At 39.6% G+C, this 20,323-nt stretch carries 16 protein-coding genes; 5 read left to right on the forward strand and 11 right to left on the reverse strand.

Translation table 11 applies throughout. From position 1 onward, the window contains the following. Positions 1–80: 80 nt before the first annotated feature. Together V6259_RS06475 and V6259_RS06480 are read right to left on the reverse strand one after the other, a co-directional pair. Positions 81–380 (reverse strand): DUF2607 family protein, encoded by a 300-nt coding sequence (locus V6259_RS06475; RefSeq protein WP_341583811.1) that lies wholly within the window; start codon positions 378–380, stop codon positions 81–83. A 204-nt stretch (positions 381–584) separates the two neighbouring features. Continuing rightward, a complete protein-coding gene (locus tag V6259_RS06480; protein ID WP_341583813.1) occupies positions 585–1,493 on the reverse strand; it encodes a LysR family transcriptional regulator in 909 nt (302 codons plus the stop codon). A gap of 190 nt (positions 1,494–1,683) precedes the next feature. Between V6259_RS06480 and V6259_RS06485 the strand changes: the two genes are divergently transcribed. Then, positions 1,684–2,286: a nitroreductase family protein gene (locus V6259_RS06485; protein WP_341583815.1), complete on the forward strand. Its 603-nt coding sequence runs from the start codon at positions 1,684–1,686 to the stop codon at positions 2,284–2,286. Positions 2,287–2,476: 190 nt separating this feature from the next. On the opposite strand, the gene V6259_RS06490 is transcribed toward V6259_RS06485, so the two are convergent. Beyond that, entirely contained in the window at positions 2,477–3,178 is a 702-nt protein-coding gene (locus V6259_RS06490) for a response regulator transcription factor (protein ID WP_341583816.1), read from the reverse strand. Further along, positions 3,171–5,633, reverse strand: coding sequence for a PAS domain-containing protein (locus V6259_RS06495; protein WP_341583817.1), 2,463 nt, complete (start codon positions 5,631–5,633; stop codon positions 3,171–3,173). Before V6259_RS06495 ends, V6259_RS06490 begins: the two co-directional genes overlap by 8 nt. A 358-nt stretch (positions 5,634–5,991) precedes the next feature. Between V6259_RS06495 and V6259_RS06500 the strand changes: the two genes are divergently transcribed. After that, positions 5,992–8,280 (forward strand): EAL domain-containing protein, encoded by a 2,289-nt coding sequence (locus tag V6259_RS06500; RefSeq protein WP_341583818.1) that lies wholly within the window; start codon positions 5,992–5,994, stop codon positions 8,278–8,280. A 139-nt stretch (positions 8,281–8,419) separates the two neighbouring features. Beyond that, on the forward strand, positions 8,420–10,093 hold the full coding sequence (locus V6259_RS06505) for a methyl-accepting chemotaxis protein (protein WP_341583819.1): 1,674 nt from the start codon (positions 8,420–8,422) through the stop codon (positions 10,091–10,093). An 87-nt stretch (positions 10,094–10,180) separates the two neighbouring features. On the opposite strand, the gene V6259_RS06510 is transcribed toward V6259_RS06505, so the two are convergent. From V6259_RS06510 to V6259_RS06535, 6 genes are all read right to left on the reverse strand, one after another. Continuing rightward, complete coding sequence (locus V6259_RS06510; protein WP_341583820.1) at positions 10,181–10,483, reverse strand: DsrE family protein; 303 nt, start codon at positions 10,481–10,483, stop codon at positions 10,181–10,183. 19 nt (positions 10,484–10,502) lie between these two features. Continuing rightward, complete coding sequence (locus tag V6259_RS06515; RefSeq protein WP_341583821.1) at positions 10,503–11,234, reverse strand: ABC transporter ATP-binding protein; 732 nt, start codon at positions 11,232–11,234, stop codon at positions 10,503–10,505. After that, complete coding sequence (locus V6259_RS06520; RefSeq protein ID WP_341583822.1) at positions 11,219–12,001, reverse strand: ABC transporter permease; 783 nt, start codon at positions 11,999–12,001, stop codon at positions 11,219–11,221. Before V6259_RS06520 ends, V6259_RS06515 begins: the two co-directional genes overlap by 16 nt. A 9-nt stretch (positions 12,002–12,010) precedes the next feature. Continuing rightward, positions 12,011–13,030 carry an ABC transporter substrate-binding protein gene (locus V6259_RS06525; protein ID WP_341583823.1) on the reverse strand — a complete coding sequence of 340 codons (1,020 nt, stop codon included), beginning with the start codon at positions 13,028–13,030 and terminating at the stop codon, positions 12,011–12,013. 162 nt (positions 13,031–13,192) lie between these two features. Next, positions 13,193–13,492 (reverse strand): hypothetical protein, encoded by a 300-nt coding sequence (locus V6259_RS06530; protein ID WP_341583824.1) that lies wholly within the window; start codon positions 13,490–13,492, stop codon positions 13,193–13,195. Between the two features lie 91 nt (positions 13,493–13,583). Beyond that, complete coding sequence (locus V6259_RS06535; protein WP_445928502.1) at positions 13,584–14,714, reverse strand: NAD(P)/FAD-dependent oxidoreductase; 1,131 nt, start codon at positions 14,712–14,714, stop codon at positions 13,584–13,586. Positions 14,715–15,105: 391 nt separating this feature from the next. On the opposite strand from V6259_RS06535, the gene V6259_RS06540 reads away from it, so the two are divergent. Further along, the gene (locus V6259_RS06540) at positions 15,106–15,711 is read left to right on the forward strand and encodes a hypothetical protein (protein ID WP_341583826.1); all 606 of its coding nucleotides are present in this window, start codon (positions 15,106–15,108) and stop codon (positions 15,709–15,711) included. Between the two features lie 572 nt (positions 15,712–16,283). After that, the gene (locus V6259_RS06545; protein WP_341583828.1) at positions 16,284–18,266 is read left to right on the forward strand and encodes a bifunctional diguanylate cyclase/phosphodiesterase; all 1,983 of its coding nucleotides are present in this window, start codon (positions 16,284–16,286) and stop codon (positions 18,264–18,266) included. A gap of 472 nt (positions 18,267–18,738) precedes the next feature. Here the strand turns inward: V6259_RS06545 and V6259_RS06550 are convergent, their stop codons facing one another. Then, the gene (locus V6259_RS06550) at positions 18,739–20,082 is read right to left on the reverse strand and encodes an OmpP1/FadL family transporter (RefSeq protein WP_341583829.1); all 1,344 of its coding nucleotides are present in this window, start codon (positions 20,080–20,082) and stop codon (positions 18,739–18,741) included. Positions 20,083–20,323 lie beyond the last annotated feature (241 nt).

Here is a 20,323-nt window from a genome sequence, read left to right on the forward strand (position 1 = left end):
CTAAAGTAATCATCAAATAGACAGACGCATCCTGATCATGGCCCCCATAAGAGCCAATTTCAGCATGGTCAATTTTCTTGTTAATAAAGGTTAGGAAAAGAACGAAATAACGGCGGGGCCCGAGCGCGAGACGTTAGGGCTACAAAAGTAAAGAAGGAAACAAACAGAGGAATACTGCGCTGGGGAGATGGATACACCACAGGCCAGACAAATTCAGTAGCAGGCAGCCACTGTTGAGAAAAATGAAACAACTCACATTGATGGTGCTGGTGATGAACCTCATCTGGGTCCGTATCGTGTGCGCTCGATATAAAACCAAGCGCAAGCACCAATAAAACGCAGCAGATAATCTGACTCAATGTAGGTTGCTTTTGTAGCATGCGTTAGCTTAGAGACCGTATCAATAAAGTTCGTCAAAAGTGGTTGTTTTTAAAGAATTTATTGCGATTAGGAATAAGTAAATCTAGCGCTATAAATAATTTGTTACCTTATAACATAACCAGGCGTTTAAAGAAATACACACAGCCAGAGTAAAGCCATCTCATAGCGACTTTTGCGGCGCTCAAAGCACAGTCAACGCTTTGCTATTGCTCATCCCAATAGGGGTGATCTCCGCCCAGTCTATCGACAATAAAATCAAGAAACACACGAACCTTAGTCGGTAAATAACGGCGTTCAGGGAAAACCGCATACAGTGTTTGCAGCGGTAGATCATATTCCGTCAGCAAGGGGACTAACTTCCCTGCCGCAATGTCTTTACCCACAATGAAGGTCGGGATCTTAGCGATGCCTAGCCCTGCTAACACGGCTTGCTGCAAGGCTTCACTGTTATTAACCTGATAGTTACCACGGATTTTGACTTTAACTGGCTCGGATTCACCCAGTAATGTCCATTCACTGCCACCGCTAAAATACGAATAATGGATGCAATTATGTTTGAGTAATTCATCAGGCATCAGTGGAAGCGGATTCTTTGCTAAGTAGTCAGGAGACGCACAAATCACACTGCGACAGGGTGCCAAACGTCTGGCGATTAGGCTGGAATCTTGTAAGTTTCCCGCTCGGATAGCCAAGTCAAAACCGCCTTCTACCAAATCAAACACCTTGTCGTCCATGACCATGTTGAGCTCAATATCTGGGTACAGGGCAAGAAAGTCTGCGACCAAGGGCGCGATGTGTAAGCGGCCAAATGACATTGGCGTATTGATCTTAAGTAAGCCTTTTGGCTTTCCTTGCAACTGAGTGACGGAATCAACCCCTTCGCTGGCAGCGCTAAAGGCTTTAAAAGCGTACTCCGCATAACGCTCCCCTGCTTCGGTCAAACTCAATCGTCTTGTGGTTCTGTGTATTAATTGCACGCCGAGTTTACTTTCTGGCTCTCGTATTCGCTTGCTCACAGCAGACTTGCTAGTTCCTAGCCGTATCGCCGCCTGAGAAAAACTACCATGTTCCACTACGGCCACAAACACAGGTATTGCCGAAAAAGTTTCCATTCCACTCACCACTGTCAACTAAAACTCAACAATGAGTTTCCGACATCCCCACTTATCAGTCAACCAGAAAGCCTTTACAGTCACGTTCGTAAAGCACGGCCCGTTAACTGCAGCCCATTGACAGTGACCTCACTGGCTGCCAAGCAAACAATTTATCAAGCAAACAACAGATCAAAATAAAAGGAAAATTATGAAGGTTTTTCAGGCTATTGAGCAACGTAGAGCGGTTAAGCACTATCAAAAAGAGAGCAAAATGCCAGCAGAAGATTTCGACAAAATAATGTCGGCAGCCATACTCTCTCCTACCTCTTACAATATTCAACACTGGCGCTTTATTCGAGTCACAGACCAACTGCACAGACATAAAATGAAAGACGCAGCCTGGGGGCAAGCACAAGTAGCGGACGCGGCTGAATTGATCGTTTTATGCGCCGATGTTAATGCTTGGAGCGACAGACCAGAACGTTATGTCGCTAATAGCCCACAAGAAAGTCAAGATATATTGCTGCCAATGATGCACGCGTTTTATGCTGGAAAAGAGCAAATTCAACGCGATGAAGCCATGCGCTCATGTGGCATTGTTGCTCAAACCATCATGCTAGCGGCCAAAGGATTGGATTACGACAGTTGCCCAATGGTTGGCTTTGATAGAGAAGAAGTAGCGCGCTTAATTCGCTTGCCCAAGGGGTACGTCATCGCCATGATGATTGCCATCGGTAAAGCAGAAAAAACCGCCTACCCGCGCGGCGGTCAATTATTACTGGAAGAGGTGTTATCTGAAAACCATTTTTAATCTCGCTACCAAAAGAGGTTAAAGGCATGGGAAGTCAGCAATAGAGTCACAAATCGACTCTATTGCTTTTTACTTTAAAGCACAGTTGAATACAAAAATTCATAAAGATATTTATAAAAAAGTAATCACTTCATTATATTTCAGAATATTGTCAAATCTAGGGTTTTATTATTTATTGACAAACAATCTGTTAAGACCATTCAACATCAGTAGCAAGCATATAGCCTACACCATAGACGGTTTTAATTAAGGTGTTTTTGTTATTATCTGGTTGTATTTTTTTACGAAGTCTCGAAATACGTACATCAATACTACGGTCATAGGGAAAAGTATTATCCCCTAATAGCTGATCTCGTGAGAGTATTTTATAAGGATTTTTAAGTAGTACAAATAGCATATCCGCTTCTGCGCGACTAAGTTTTTCTTCAATAGAGGTACCTTCATTCAGTGTCAACGTCGCTGGATGGTAAGTCAGTCCTGAAAAATAAACACACTGTGGCTTATTTTTTATGGGGTTAGATTGAACCTGCATACGTCGTTGTAAACTTTGCACTCTAGCCACAAGTTCACGAGGTTCAAATGGTTTAGTTATATAATCATCTGCCCCTAATTCTAAACCAAGAAGACGATCAGTGAGGTCTCCTCTACCTGATACAATAATAAGGCCTATTTGTTTATTCTGCAGACGCTTTACTAGATCAATACCATCCATGTCAGGAAGGTTAAGGTCAATTATGCAGATATCTGGCTTTACCATTTGAATAGCACTTTCAGCCTCACCACCACAACTAAAACAGGTAGCCTCAAAAAAAACCTTAGCCAAACTATTAGCAATCAATAACCCTAAATCCTGTTCATCTTCAATGATGTATATTAAAGATTTTTTATTCATCTGAATGACCTGGAACCTTTATTTGATTAGACGCTATAGCGTCAGAAAGTGCACTGATGTCAAAAGGCTTTTGTAATAACACACCTTCATATTCTAACTGAACGAGTTGGTCACTGTAGCCACTCATAAGCACAAAAAACACACCCTTATAGTTTTCCTTGATCATCAATGAAATATCGTAATATGACGCGTTACCAGGCATGACTGCATCAGAAATAACCCCGACAAGTGCAGATAAATTCGCCTCTAGTAACAATAATGCGTTATCTGCTGAGCTCGACTCTATGACTGAATAACCCAATGAAAGTAACTGCTGTCGAACAACCAATCTAACGTCTTCATTATCTTCTACTAATAAAACTAATGCATCCTTCCTGTCTTTCGATACGACTCCGGTTACAGGTAATGTATCGGAAAATATTAAAGGTGAATCCTGCGCTACTGGTATCAGCATCTCGACTTTAGCCCCTATATCTGGATTATTTTGTATTCGCATATAGCCTTTTGACTGCTTCACGAACCCAAAAACCATACTTAATCCAAGACCAGAACCAGCTTCTGATGATTTTGTAGTAAAAAACGGCTCATACGCTCTTGTTAAAGCCTCAGATGAAAACCCTCTACCGCTATCAATAATAGAAAACAACACATATTGGCCTGCGCTAATAGGTTCATCAAATTGTCCTTCATAAACAGAAGTCAGATACCCTACACTCTTAACTTGAAGCGACAACTGCCCACCTTTTGGCATCGCATCTGCTGAATTCAAAATCAAGTTTACTAAGGCATCTTCCATCAAGCCTGAATCAACAAAGATAATGGGGCAATCCGCCACGACATCAGTAAAAAACACGATATTATCAGGCAATGGTGCTGACAATAGATCCACTATTTCACTGATTAATAATTGTGGGGCTATATAACTTGACGACAACGGCTGTCGGCGCGAAAAGGCTAATAACCGTCGAGTCATATCCCCTCCTCTTCGAGTCGCACGGATAGCTGGTATTAAATTATTATTCCATGCCGCGGGCAATTCTTTTTGATTTTGTAATTCAAGTAAATTGCCTAAAATGATCGTCAACAAATTATTAAAATCATGCGCCATCCCGCCTGAAAGTTGTCCTACCGCTTTCATCTTGCTGGCTTCAGCAAGGCGTTTTTCGGTTTCACGTTCTTTGGTGATATCAATACACACAGATAACACACCAATAACATTGTTCGAATCATCGTAAAATGGCAATAAGGTTCTACGGGTGAGTACATCCTGGTGGTTATCTTTTAGAGTATACTCATAAACTATTTTTTCCCCTTTCAATGCCCGTTGAATATAATAACGTATGAAACCATACACTATCGGATCAACTACATTATTCATGGGTTTACCAATAACACTATCCTTGGTTACATTAAAAAATTCTAAAAACTCTCGATTTGCAAATATAAACCTTTGATCACTGTCTAAATAGGCTACTTGTGCGGGTAAAGAATCCAATATAAGACGCTGCCTAGCTTCAACTGCGTGCAACTCTGCTTGAGTTGTTTTTAGCCTTTTCACCGTATTTAATAATTGTGTATTACTTTCTGAAAGATCACTGGTTCTGGCTTCAACCCGAAGGTTTAAGGTATTAATATTGTTGCGTAATCGCTCAACCATAAGATCAAACGATTCAGCCAGCATACCTAGTTCATCATTACGCTGAATATTCGTCTTGGCCGTAAGGTCACCTTTATTAATCCTTTGGGCAGTTGAAGATAGCTTACAGATAGGTGCCGTTAGCCATTTAGCAAACAAAAAAACAATCAACATGCCTACAAACAAACTTATCATACCAATAACAAAGATACGTTGACTCAACTGAATAGAATTAGCTCTCAAATCATCAAGATATACAGAGGTGCTAATATACAAATTAGATTTAGGTAAATGTCTAGTAATTGCCAGCTTTTCATAAACATAATGACCAAGATCATCCGGCCGATCCCATTTATAATAAAACTCTTTATTTTTATCAGCCGTAGAAATTAACTCTTCATATAAAGACTTTTCTGTCGTTGAGTTCAATCGTACCTTTATATTATGTCTAATCATTTTATCACTAGAATCAAATAAAACATCACCATTAGAATCAAAAACATAAACACAACTACCATTTAAATTCTTAATACTTTTATATATTTCGATGAAATTTTTTAGCTTTTCAATTTCAACTTTATAATTAGAGCTTTCTCTGGAATCGGTACAATACTTATGATTGTGTTTGCAAACATCACTATTATACAAACCTTTCAACAACACATTAAATGCGACATTAAGAACCTGTTTATTTGAATTCAATTCAATTTTAAAAACACTATTTTTTATCAAGGGTACAGAAAAAAAATATATAGCACTAAACATAGTAACAATAAGTAAAAGTAGTATTGAAAAAAGTCGAAGTGTAATAGTTGACATGTGCAGTACAGCTTTTTAGACGTTGGTTTGAGATATAAATCTTAACATAAAGTTATCAAAATAAAGGTTTTTGTTACATTTCGTTAGAATTGAAAAATTGTTTAGTTCAGATTTTTAGATATTATAGGTCGGCATGCGCATACAGCTAGGTCAAAAAGTATTGTTAATGCGCAAAAAAGTACAAGAAGGAAATCGTTTAAGTGTAGACAAATTAGTTAGCATACCCTTCTTATTATAGATAAAGCAGGATTAACATAAGCTAACAGTAAGGCAAAATATAATAAAACAAGGTTTTTCAAAAAGTTCAGATACCTATTCAGAAAGTTTTGAAATCAACTTGAATATTTAAGGGATTATTATGAAAAAAACGATAGGTTATGATAGATCGGAAATTTGCAAAATATCAGTTATAACTGGTTCAACCTTCTCACTTGTATTTTTTTCTTTTTATCCTTTAATAGAATCCTCTACACCTGAACTAATGGCTTTTACATATAGCATGATTTTCTCTACCAGTATACTAAATTCAATTTTTTTACACAGGATATTCAAGAAAAACATGGGCATCATTAGCAATATAATCCATCAAATGGATGACATTGTGACAATTAAAGACTACGACGGAAAATTTATATTTTCGAATAAAAAAATAGCACAATTTTATAACAGTACCCCTGAAAAAATGGCAGGGAAAGATGATTACCAATTAACCAATGATCTTGAACAATCAAAAATATTAAAAGAAGATCTAAAATCAATAATGGACAAATTCGAAAAAGAAATACTCAACGAATCTGCAACCGATATTAAAACAGGTGAGGTTCGGCATTTTTGTTCGACTAAAATTCCGTATAAAGACACTCAAAACAAAATCAAAATTTCTATTATAGCTAAAGATGTTACACCTTTGATACTATTAAAAGAAGAAGTCAATAGAAATAAAAGACGTCTTGAACATGTTTTGGATGTATCAGAAGAAGGATTATGGGAATGGAATATTCAGACCAATCAAATATTTCATAATGCTCGATGGAATCTGATCACGGGAATTAAATTAGACCATGAAACCTTTGAACAGTATGAGAGTCGTGTTTTCACAGAAGACTGGATGCAGGTGGTTCAAGCGTTAGATTTGTTGTTGAAAAAAAACCAGCCGTTCAATATTGAGTATCGAATAAAAAAACCTGATGGGACAGTAATATGGGTTTGGGATCGTGGTCGTGTCGCTGAGTTCGATGCCAATGGTAATCCTGTATTATTGGTAGGTATCATTCTAGACATTACCACAGAAAAATATAACCAAAAAAAAATCGAGCGACTTGCGTATTACGATAATCTCACTGGCCTAGTTAATCGTACTCAGCTTGAAATTGAGCTTAATAAGACCATATTATTAAATAAACAAGAAAATTGTTACAGTGCTATTTTGTTCCTAGACCTTAATCGATTTAAATTGCTAAACGATAGTTATGGGCATCATATGGGTGATAAATTACTCAAAATGGTAGCCTCTCGCTTAAAAAATGAAAGTAAAGCAAAAGTGACCACCTCTCGCTTTGGCGGCGATGAGTTTGTAATCATTTATCCTCTTATCGATTCTAATAAAGAAACCGCAACAACTGAGGCTCAGCAGTACGCCGACTCACTGATTAAAGAAATCTCCAAAACATTTACCATAGAAAATGACCATCACAATGTATCTGTTGACTATGACATATCTATTAGCGTTGGCGGAATAGTGTTTAAAACCGACGATGTCTCAACTAGTTCATTATTGCAGTTGGCAGATCTTGCTTTGTATCGTGCTAAATCTACTATATCTGAACAGGCGCTATTGTTTGATATGGATATGAAAGATGAATTAACCCATACCAGCCAGCTTCTTAAAGATATGAGACAATCTATTATTGATCACGACTTTATCATTTATCTTCAACCTCAATTCAATACAGAGGAAGTATTAATAGGAGCTGAGGCTTTGGTTCGTTGGCAGCACCCAACGCGAGGATTATTGTCCCCAATTTCTTTTATTGATCAAGCAGAAGAAAGTAATTTGATTATTAAAATAGGCGAACAAGTACTTATGCAAGCTTGTGAGCAGCTATATATATGGCAACAGTCTTCAGATACTCAAATGCTAACTATGTCAGTGAACTTAAGTGCGAAGCAAATCTGGCAAAGTCAATTTTCTGAAGATTTTATAGCAACGATATCTGCCTATGATATTGATAAAAGTAAACTTATTATTGAGGTGACAGAAACAGTTTTACTCCAAGATATTAATGATGCAATAGATAAAATCAACAAATTAAAATCTCATGGAATTCTTATTTCCTTGGATGATTTTGGTACAGGTTATTCATCATTGAGTTATTTACATCGACTGCCGATTGATGAAATAAAAATAGATCGTTCTTTTATTAAAAATTTGATAGAGGGTGAGGAAGTAAACTTAATGGTTAAATCTATTGTTGGCCTAGCTAAAAACTTTAATGTGAGAGTCGTAGCTGAGGGTGTTGAAAGCATCAAGCAATTCGAGTCATTAAAACAATATGATATCAATACTTATCAGGGATACTATTTTAGCAAACCAATTTCTGCGATTGATTTTGAACATTTCTTAAATCAATCACTATTATCGAACTAAATCCTATTAAGAGAAGCTTAACCTGGAGAATACACCTTATGAGCATTTCACAGTTACAAACAACAAAATAAAAAATCTTGATACGTCATTAATCATAGAAAATAAAAATTAAATCACATTTGATAGGAAGTCCCTAAAAATGATATTAAAGTCTCTAAAACTGCGGATTTATCTTCTAGCTTTCGCTCCATTTCTAATCGTTACAATCATTAGCGCTGTCATTCAAATGTATACGATAGAATCTATTAACACTGGCACTTCTAGTCTAGTAACAGATTCTACTATTGATGTTGAAAAAGATCGTTTAGTTTCCATTTTAAGCACTTCTTTGAGCGCTATCCAAGACGATCTAAACAAGCCTGGTAAAACAGGCCTAGAAGATGCTCTAAATACCTTAAACAAGGTAAAATTTGATAATGGTCGAGGCTATCTTTATGCATACGATACAAGTGGTATTCGCGTGATGCATGGCGCTGGTGACACTATAGGTGGAAACTATTGGGGTGCTAAAGATAAAAAAGGCAAGTTCTTTATTCAGGACATAATAAAGTCCGCCATGAAGGGAGATGGTTTTAGTACTTACTATTTCCCTAAACCTGGAGAAAAAAAAGCCTCTCAAAAATATAGCTACGCTGTCTATATTCCAAAATGGAATATTGTTATTGGTTCAGGTTTCTACATTGATAGTGTAGACAAAATAATTGATAGCATTCAATCCTCTATTAAAAAAACTCAAGGAAATAGCTCGCTTAGCGCCCTATTAATCCTTGCTGTGATATTCTCTGTCCTCACCTTAAGCGTTTTGTTTTTTTCAAAAACAATTTTAAACCCCTTATTTATATTAGGTAACTCAGTAAAGGGGCTCGCCTCTGGTCAAGGAGATTTAACAAAGAAACTCCCAAACAGCTCAATTGACATTCTAAACAACATAGCGAATGACTTTAATACATTCTTAAGTGCAATGGCAATTGATATTAGAGAGCTGAAAAATTCCAGTGACGAATTACATTCTATTTCAATTCTTGCGAATGAACAGAAAGCCCACTTACAAGAAGTATCCTCCAAGCAAATAGATGAGACTAACATGGTTGCTACTGCCGTCGAAGAAATGGCATCTAACTCAGATGAAATAGCAAAAATTGCTGAACTAACCAAAAATTCTGCTGAACAAGTGGAAATTGAAGCCCAAGAAGTCATCAAACAAGTTCAATTTTCAAGCACTCAGTTAAATGAATTAAGCCGCGTATTAACCAATGTAGAGCAATCTGTCGAAGTTGTCGCTGCGAATGTTGAAGAAATTGATACCGCACTAAGTGTGATACAAGGTATTTCCGAACAAACTAACTTATTAGCCCTAAATGCCGCCATTGAAGCTGCAAGAGCTGGCGAACAAGGAAGAGGCTTTGCAGTAGTTGCTGATGAGGTACGTGTACTTGCTCAACGCACTCAAAGAAGCACAGTAGAAATTAAAGAAATCCTTGAAAAACTTCAACAAAGCGCAGTGAACACAATCAATGAAATGCATGGTTCAACGGAGCAACAAGATAAAGTGGTTGAATTTATGACTAAAATTAATAGTATTATTGACTCAAGCACCGAGTCTATTAAAAAGTTAACGCTAATGAATGTTCAAGTTGCCACATCAGCAAATGAACAATCTCAAGTTGCTAATAGCATTTCTAACCACATATCAGGTATTGCAACATTAGCAGAGAACATCGGTAATGATGCTAATAAGACAGCAGTTCAAATGGATAAACTAGGTAAACAAGCGCTGATCATAAAAATCGTTACGGACAAATTTAACGCTTAATCACTGATTTTAATAGATGAGTCTTAGCAGAATCTCGCTAAGACGTTCATCGAAGCGAGTTACTAAAAAAACAGAAGAGTAAAAGACTTAAGCACGGATATAAGACCAGCCTTTTGCTTGCTGATGAGCTAAGTACTGAACCGCGGCGTCAACTTGCTTAACCTCTGCCTGAGCGGTAAGTCCTTGAGCTTGTAGACTATTACGACAAATCACTAATCGGCTTAAAATGTCTTCGTCTTTCAAGGTAACCGCGACAGCCGCAGCTGGGCCATTGACGACAATTTCTACTTGCGCATCAGATTCTAATTTAAGCAAATTACGCGCGTTATTCTGAGCTCGCTTTAAAGAATCTATTGTCGGTGCGTGGATCAATAACTGAGTGATAGCCATGATGTTGTCCTTCTAAAAATTAAAGTGCGTTCGCAATATCTTGAGCCAATGCTTGCAGTGCATCTGAGCCACGCCGACGCGGGCGAGGCAAATCAATACGCTGATCCAATACAATATTCGCCGGTGACCCAGACAATACCACTACTCGATCCGCTAAATACACTGCTTCTTCAATATCGTGGGTGATAAACATTACTGCTTTGCGCGCTTGTTCCCAGATGGCTAATAGCTGGTCTTGCAAATGCTGACGAGTGATCGCGTCTACCGCACTGAAAGGCTCATCCATCAAGAGTAAATGAGGCTTAACCGCTAATGCTCTGGCAATGCCACCACGCTGAACTTGACCGCCGGACAATTGATGAGGCCAGCGCTCAGCTAGCTCCTCAAGGCGAGCCAGTTTTAGTACTTCGTCAACACGATTGACTTTTTCTTCCGCCGTCAACTTAAGACCTTTAAGACCGTAAGCCACATTACTGCGCAAGCGACGCCAAGGCATCAAGCGACCGTCTTGGAACACCACACCACGAGAGCGGCGGGTATCATCTTCTTCAACTTGAAGCGAAATACTGCCATGACTCGCCGTGGCAAGACCAGCTACACAGCGCAGCAAAGTCGATTTACCGACTCCAGAGCCACCGACTACAGCGATAAACTCGCCATCTTCCATGCGAAGATCCAAATTGGAAAAAACGGGGTTGGGATTGTCACCATAGTGATAACTCAACCCTTCAATATTTAGGATGGACGCCATGTCAACACTCGCTTCTCAATAAAACCAAACAGAGTATCGCTCAAGGTGTAAACCAGAGAGATAATCAGCATGTAAACCACAACCACTTCGTAAGCACCCACGCCTGCGGCCGAATTCATTTCTTGTCCCATACCCGGAACACCCAACAACTCAGCAGCAATCAACGTCATCCAAGCTTGTCCGATGCCAGTTCGGATACCAGAGAAAATCCCCGTTGCCGCCCCAGGTAAGGTAACTTGTAACGCCTGACGAATATGGCCGTTTTGACCAAAAGCACGCGCCAGTTCATAAAATCTAGAATCCACATTGCGTACCGCAGAATAAGTCGCAAAGTAGTTCACCCAGAATACGCCAATGGCAATAACAAACGCCGCCCCAGCATGACTTACTTTGAACCAAGCAATAGCAAACACGACCCATGCTAATGGAGGGATCGGTCGTAAGATTCGTGCTAACCAAGCTTGTAACGCATCAAACAGCGATGAGGATGCTGCCAATGTCCCGACTAAAAAGCCAAGAAAAGTGCCAATCGCTAAGCCCCATACATAGTGTATTAAACTGGAACTAAGTGCTGGTATTAAACGGCCAGAAGACCATTCATCGGCCAGTGCTTGTGGAAGTCCAAATGGGTCTGGTATCGTTCCGGCCGCAGCCCAACCTGCTGTCTGTGCGTATTTCCAGAGTAGGACAAACGCCACCACACCGATCAGCCCTAAGAAGGCACGCCCCCATCGAGAGCGTGTTAAAGGATGAGCTTGTAATGCCATGTTAGGGAATTACTCCTGAGTTAGCTCGTTATAGAAACGAACATCAAATAATGTCTTAAGGTCAACGCTGGCTTTAAGTGTGCCCTGACTCGCTTGAAAATCACGCATGACACGAGTGCCATCGATAATGGCATTTGGGTCTGCCTGAAACTGATCACGTGAGTTTTTCAATGCATTCAAAATAATTTTAGTTGGTAAACGACCACCACCGACGTACTTGCCAACCGCTCTTACCGCCTTTTCCGGGTCATTTCGCAATTCATTAGTCGCCGCGATATGCGCTTTAACTAAGGCTTTCACCAACTCAGGATGATCCTTGATCAAGGATTCACGCACAACCAGCACAGCACCCGGCTGATGAGGAAACATACCAGAACCAGAAGCAACAACTTTCGCATCGGATTTGCGATCAAGCACAATGCTGACCACGGGTTCTAAAATCGCGGCACCATCAACCGCTTCAGTCATCAAAGACTGCTGAACTTGAGCAGCACCTTGATAAATAATATCAATATTTTGTTTAATCTCATCACGGCTCATACCTAACTGTTTTTGTAACCAGTACTGCAACACAGTTTCTGGCACAGAGCCTCTTGGGAAAGTCGATATAACGGCTTTGCGGCCATGATCTGCTTTAAAACGAGCAAACGCCGTTTTCGCATCGCCCTTGTCAAAGTAAGGAGACAATTTACCCAACGCAACCATGCTGATCTGCTCAACGATATTAGAAGCAACTACTTTGATATCCGCCCCTTTCGCGCGAGCTACCATTGCAGGTCCAATACCAAGATAAGCCACGTCTAACTGACCAGCCAACAGTGCTTGTACAATCGCTGGGCCATTTTGAAACTGATACAGTTTAGGATCGCTAACACCTGCATTCTCCAAGGTGTTATTTTCCAAAGCAATAAACGCTTGAGACACAGGAATAATAGGCATATAGCCAATTTCAAGGGGCTTGTCAGCAGCGGATACCAAACCACTCCAGCTACACAACACCAAAGCCATTAAAGTTACGAATTGGCGCATGAAAGCACTCCAGATAATTAAAATTTGAGGTCAAATTATATATAAACTAAAGGAATATTAAAACCAACATAAAGACCATTTTGAACTAAGTATAATTTAAAACCGTCTAAGAGAAGTGTGAGGCGAAGCCTATTTAACAAGCTTAATGAGGGGCATGCTCTATTAATTCGGAAAGAGAAATAACCAAGATTCTTCCGAGCCCGCCAATAGTCCTAAATCATTAACAGAGGGCCGTTGACAAGGAGCTGCATCAAACGTTTTCGCTATATTCAACGCCGCCGGAGAAAAATAGACCTTCAATTCACAGTGAACCCCACCTATTGATTCATGGCGAAAAAACGCCGCCATGTGATTCGCACTTTTGCCGCTATCACACTGTGAAGAAAAACAAGATTTGACCTGATTTAAGCGCTCATCTGCTAGCATAGGATCACCAAAATTACTCATAAACCAGTCATTCATCAGACACCCTACCTTTTGATAATATACAAACGCTTTATCATGGCTTCAAAAACACTGAATGCCAAATACTAAACATACCCAGTAACATCATCTACGCATACTGCCCTGCACAAAAGCCGCTGGCCCATGCCCATTGAAAATTGTACCCACCTAACCAGCCTGTTACGTCGAGAACTTCACCAATAAAATACAGGCCTTTTTGTTTGTTAGACTCGAAGGTTTTAGATGACACTTCTTTGGTATTGACCCCGCCGAGTGTGACTTCGGCGGTGCGGTAACCTTCTGTACCATTAGGCGCGATATCAAAGTTAGCAAGGTAGTTAAACAAGCTTTCAATTTGTTCATTAGAGGTTTGTGCACTGCGTTCGTTTAACCAAGGGAACGCCTCTTTCATCAGTTCGACTAAACGTTTTGGCAACTGGTTAGATAGAAAGCCTTCAAAACTTTTCTTCGGTGTATTATCACGCACGGCTTGGAGGCTTTCCAGTGTCAAATCAGGTACTAAATTGATCGTTAACGCTTCACCTGGTTGCCAAAAGTTGGTGATTTGTAATATAGAAGGGCCACTGACGCCACGATGGGTAAACAGCATTGGCTCTTGAAAGGTGGTGCCATTGGCGCTGGCGGCTATGTCACAGGCGATACCCGATAATTCAGCTAATTGCGCTTTGCGATCTGGTTGCACTGTGATCGGCACCAAACTCGCACGCGTTGGCAGAATATCGTGCCCGACTTGTTTGGCAATATCATAACCAAAACCACTGGCGCCCATGGTTGGAATAGACAAGCCACCGGTCGCAATAACCAGTGATTCACAAGCAAAATCGCCTTGGTTGGTTTTGATCACTGTCTGAGTCTCTTGATACTCGATGTGATGAATTTTGCTATTAAGTTTTAGCTCAGCGCCGGACCATTCAAGCTCCGTCATGAGAATATCAAGCAAATCTTTTGCTGAATGTTCGCAAAACAATTGGCCAGGTGTTTTCTCGACATAATCCAAACAATGTCGGTCTACAAGGTCAACAAAATCTTGAGAAGAGTAACGACGTAACGCAGAAATACAAAAATGTGGATTGTCAGACAAAAAGTGCTTGGGTGCGGCATCCATATTAGTGAAATTGCAACGCCCGCCCCCTGACATTAGAATTTTCTTGCCTGCTTTATTTGCATGATCCAACACCACAACGCGTCGGCCTCGGTATGCAGCTGTCGCTGCGCACATCAAACCTGATGCCCCTGCCCCAATAATTACCACATCCACCTTATCCACACTAAACCTCTGTTTTTTTAGTTGATGGCATTATAAAGATTGGCCTTTATATTGCTATTAAATATCAAAATCTGGGGAAATGTTTAAAAAATATGACGCTATTATTTTGTCCACAAAAACCGTTAAGAAGGCTGTGGGAATCATCAATAATGCTATGTTTTTCAGTCTATTAGATAAAATCAAATATTATTTTAAGATTTCTTTATTCTCTTGATTTATCAAGGTTATTTAGAAAACAAGAACAAAAATCACACGATTTCACAAAAAACGCTATACACATTTACTGTTTTTATATACAGTACTGTATAAACAAACAGTATAAATAACAGACGAGGCTGTGGATATGATTTGCTTAACCATTAAAAAATCAAAACAGAATATGAGCACGCTTATTATTGGAGCACTAGCAGTAGTGGCTCTCTATGCCCCCATAAAAGATGCAACTCATTATTTATCCAGCTTATTTCATAAACAAAATATCGAAATTGTTGATGCCTCTTTCGGTGCAAAAACACCTTGGCAAACACAAAGTAGTGCCTACGTTAAAGTTTCTAACTCATTATCCACAATAAACTCCAAACCTAGTCTCTCGACCCCGCAAATCATTTACACCCGCTTACGTCTAAACAATCCAACGACGAGTTCAAAAACCTATCGTAAAATATGGTTAAACTTTGAACATGCGAACGGCAAACGTGAACACGCCACTGATTACACACTTTATAATGTAGAGACGCGTCAGCGCTTGATAGGTGAAAGTGTACAGTTAGGACCCAATAGCAGTGTTGATGTTATTGCTGCTTATCGCTTCATTCCAAGTTATGGGCGCAAAACCCCAGAGTCTATGAGCGTTTCATGGGAAGGTAAGGGGCTAATGCGAGAAAAGGCATGTGAGTATGATTTAAAAACCGCCGTGCAGAACAACTTCCATTATCAATGTAATGGCTAAGAACAAGACAATATGAGACGAATGGACAACACATCCTTTTGTCTTATATTGTGCGAATATGACAATACATTAGAATTGCGCATCAATGATTTAGCCTTCATTCCTCATCTCATTTTCACATCAAAGACTACCACCTTTTGATTCCTGACAATTTCTTGACGAAATTATTCGTTTATAACGAAAAACAAGATAGTCATAGCTTAAAATTTTAGGTAGCCTCTATAAATACCTGAATTTACTCAGTTCTTTTATTTCATAGATGAAGTTGATCAATGTTAATTAACTTTTTTAAAGAGTTTTTCTTAGTTGATAGTGCCCAACTTAATAGGTACAACAAGAGCTCTTTTCAACAAAGTGCTCTTAGGATATTGATTACCTTAACTTTACTCGTACTACTAGGGGTAGAGTTAAACAGTCTTTTCCTTTCATCTGAAAAAAACAGTGGATTCTTTTTAGCGATCAATAGTACCTGTTTAGTGCTCCTTTGTGGCTTATTATGTTTTTGTAAAAAATACACCAAAGCCACCTCATTCTTGTTTCTTAGCACCTTAGCCACCATCGGCTTACTACTCGTGACTCTGTCGAAAGATTCAAACGCAGTAAAATACGGTTTAATTTCTTTGTACTCACTTCCTCTGATGGCAAGGCTATTTTTTGGTTTTCGCTTATCACTACTGCTTAGCATTGCTAATATCGGCTCATTTTATTTGATTGTCTCAGATTCACACAGTTTAGAGATGCGTGGTAATGGCCTAGTTCCCGCCTTTACGTCTTTTTACTTTCAGGTTCTTAGTTTTTTAACACTCAATGTAGGGCTTCCATTAGCCGTTTCTCGGATCATGTTCACACTGGAAAAGAACATGGCCCATCTCAAATCTTTATACGCTCGATTAAACCGGAACTATGCATTATCAGAAGAAATTTTCGAACACACTGGCACACCCACATTGCTTTGCAATAAGCACGGTAAGGTATTAAAAGCCAACTATTGCGCTCGCAAGCTATTGTCTATTTCTAGCTCACACAAAATAGAAAACAGTGACATCCAATCGTGGTTAACCCCTATTGGGCACAAAAAAGAAAAGTACTTTTGGCAGGTCAGCAACGCTGAGTGCACATTAAAAAAAGACCAAACAGTTAATATTGAAGTCCATAGAGCAATACTGACTAACAATGGTCACTATATGCTTCATCTACAAGACGTCTCGCATCTTAAAGCACTGAAACAAGCATTAGAAAGTACACAAGAAACAAATAGCCGTTTAGTGCATTTTGATGCATTAACTCGCTTAGCTAATCATCATTATTTTTGTAGCCTAGCTAATCAGAGAATCCAAACAAAAGATGATCATTTTACTGGCGCTATGTTTATTATCCGTATCAGCCAATTCAAGCTATTAAACAAACAATACGGAAAAGACAATGCGAATCGTATTATTTTAAACTTCTCAAACACACTGCAAAGTAAGTTGTCAGATCAGACAATTATAGGTCGCTTACGAGGGGTTAAATTTGCCTGTTTTCTTCCTGTAGGCCAAGCGTATTTAGTACAGAAAAATTTATCAGCATTAATCAAGTCCGTCCTTCCTGAACAGATCAGATTGGATGGAAAAACATTAAACATGAACTATCAGATTGGTATTGCCTATTACCAAACAGATGGTAACAATGCCGAAGAATTACTAGAGCATTGTGAAATGGCGTTGGAGTACTCTACTACTGCAGATAGGTTTTCTTATTATAATAACCAACTTGAGAACAGACTCATTGAAGAACATCGACTGGGACTGCTATTGAATACCGCCATCAAACGTAACGAGATCGTTTTATGGTTACAACCTCAAGTATCCCCTAGTCGCCAAATCTGTTCTTTTGAAGCGCTCGCTAGATGGCAAAAAGAGGATGGTAACTTTGTATCGCCTTTTGTATTTATCAACCTTGCTGAGAAATTAGGCCTGCTGCCTTTATTAGCTGAGAATTTATTACGTTCTTTAATCCCTACTCTAACCGAATGGCACGAAGAAAAGATTCATACCCCAATTGCATTCAACTTAGCTGGCCAAGAGCTGATGAGTGATACCTTTTTTGCTCTGATGATGACATTGGTCGCAGACAAGCCCTGGTTAGGTGAATTACTAGAATTGGAAATAACCGAAACCAGTCCCGTCATGACTAATCCCCTGATTCATAAACGATTAAAGGCATTGCACCAATATGGCTTTCGCATTGCTATTGATGATTTTGGTACAGGGCAAGCAACCATGGGGCAACTGATCGATGTACCGGCAACTGTGCTGAAAATTGACCGCCGCTTTGTCGCACCACTACCGAATGATCAACGTCATCTAGACATTGTAAAATCCACTATTCAGCTCGCACAATCCCTAGACATGAAAGTCATTGCTGAAGGGATTGAAACCAAGGAGCAAGCCAACTTACTGATTTCTCTAGGCTGCCATGTATTGCAAGGGTATTACTTTGCAAAACCGTCTCCAATGACAGACTGGACTGAAAACAACAATGAGAAAGCAAAAGAGCTTCGAATGGTTTACTAACTAAAGATTCACTTATCTTTTACTATTTCATCTGCTCCCCTCCATGCTCCAATACCGCTTAGCTACTAGCAAACGCTAGCCAATAATCGCTAGCTAATAACTGCTACTTAGCGGTTATTGCACCCAACGTTTTCGACACCCATTGCGCTTTTACTCCACATCTATCACCACAAACATAGGCTTTCACGCATTCACATTACTCTTTTGTCAAACACAGGTCTCTTTTACCCAACACAAATCCACTCACAGCAATGCTAACTGACTTCGCAGCAATTATATCAAAGGCTCCAAAGACCTTATTGTCCTCTCAAATAGACAATTATCAATGACCTCTTGAACCTCAAAACAAGCAACAGGTTATTAATCGTTGACAGGGCTTTTCAGACTAGCAAACTCTGGGAAGTCCAGACAACAAAAAGCCAGACTTTTTTCAAGATCTGGCTTTTTGTTTATCTAAGGGAAGTACGATATGTTAGAACGACATATTATAAGCTAACGATATAACATCTGCAGATGAGGAGTAATCTGCACTGTAAGAACCTCGTGCGGCATCTTCACCAGTACCATCACGGTTAACTGATACGCTGTCTATCGCAACATGCGTGTAAGCAAAGGTAGCAGACGACATATCGTTAATGTTGTATGTTGCCCCCATGGAATACCACTTACGATCGCCATCTGGTGTTCTTGCTGAACGATATTTATCGGTCACTGGAGAATTATCCATCGCAATACCAGTTCGCAAGGTTAGCTGCTGTGAATAATCATAGGTCAAACCTGCGGAGTACATCCACTGATCTTCAAAGCCAAAGGTCAACTTGGAATTAGGCTGACTACTATCAAAGTCGATATTTAAACCGTCTTTCATTGAGCTCCAACCAGTTCGGATAGCACTTAACCCCAACGTCAGTTTCGGCGTTAGCGCTTGAGCTAAACTGATAGTTAACACATCTGGAAATGTGAGCGAGTCACTAACATCAGCGTTGTCTAATTGATATCTTTCTGCTGCAGGTAGTGTTGCTAAACCAGCATTTATACCAGCAACATTTTTATATTTTACATTCCCTTTAAAGTCGAAATCTACTTTACTCCGGTAACCAATACCAATTCGAGTGCCTTTCACTGGTTTAAACAACACCCCTAGACTGTATCCGTAACCCACATCGTCCGCTTCAATATCGCCACTACCCTCTGAAGCAGCTCCTGCTGAAGTATTGCCTACTTGTGATTTTAAGGTTACATCCGCTTTATGCACCTGAACACTGGCACCTGCTGAGAACCAGTTATTGACTCGATGAGCAAGGGCAAAACTCAGTGCAATGTCTTTTAGACCGGTTTCTGTTGCATGAAAGCGACCTTTCCAATCATCACCATAATCTCCAGATAAGCCAAAAGGCGCATTGAGCGATATGCCCGCTACGGTATTATCAGACAATGGCATAGCATAATAAAATGAAGGCGCTATAACATTATCAACAGAATTGGTATTGGTTGATGATCCTGAAATATCTATTGGGGCAGGTGCACGAGTCGCATCTTTAGCCTCAATATTAGTCACGTCCATTTTAGGCATTATGTATGCCCCAGACACATAGAAGGTGTTCTTTTTCGCATTAAGGAATAACGCAGGGTTCCAGAAGCTAAAGGAAATATCCTCATCAGAAGCCGCTGCGGTAGACAAGGCTGAACCCGACGCTGTGGCACTTTGGTCACCAAGTGAAAAGCCTGCTGAATACGCAGAGGATGCCGCCGCTACCGATAAGGTAACAAGGCTTATTTTAAACATGCTAGATGAATATTTTGAAGAAATTGTCATGACTGGCTCCGTTCTTATTTTTATTGTCAAAATCTTGAGAAAAAGCGTAATGGCTCAATCTAGTACCCCTTCATTATAGTAGTGCTTCTTATGATATTACCAGAGCACATTTCATTCTATTCCTTTTATTCTTTATACTTATTTCAAATATCAAAACAATAAATATTTTTAAAAAAGCATAAAGAGAATGTAAAACTATGGAAAAATATACAGGATTGTGAAGAAAACCATTATAGATTAT

The sequence above is a fragment of the Marinomonas sp. TI.3.20 genome (assembly GCF_038155025.1).
In the GTDB taxonomy this organism is placed as follows: Bacteria; Pseudomonadota; Gammaproteobacteria; order Pseudomonadales; family Marinomonadaceae; genus Marinomonas; species Marinomonas flavescens.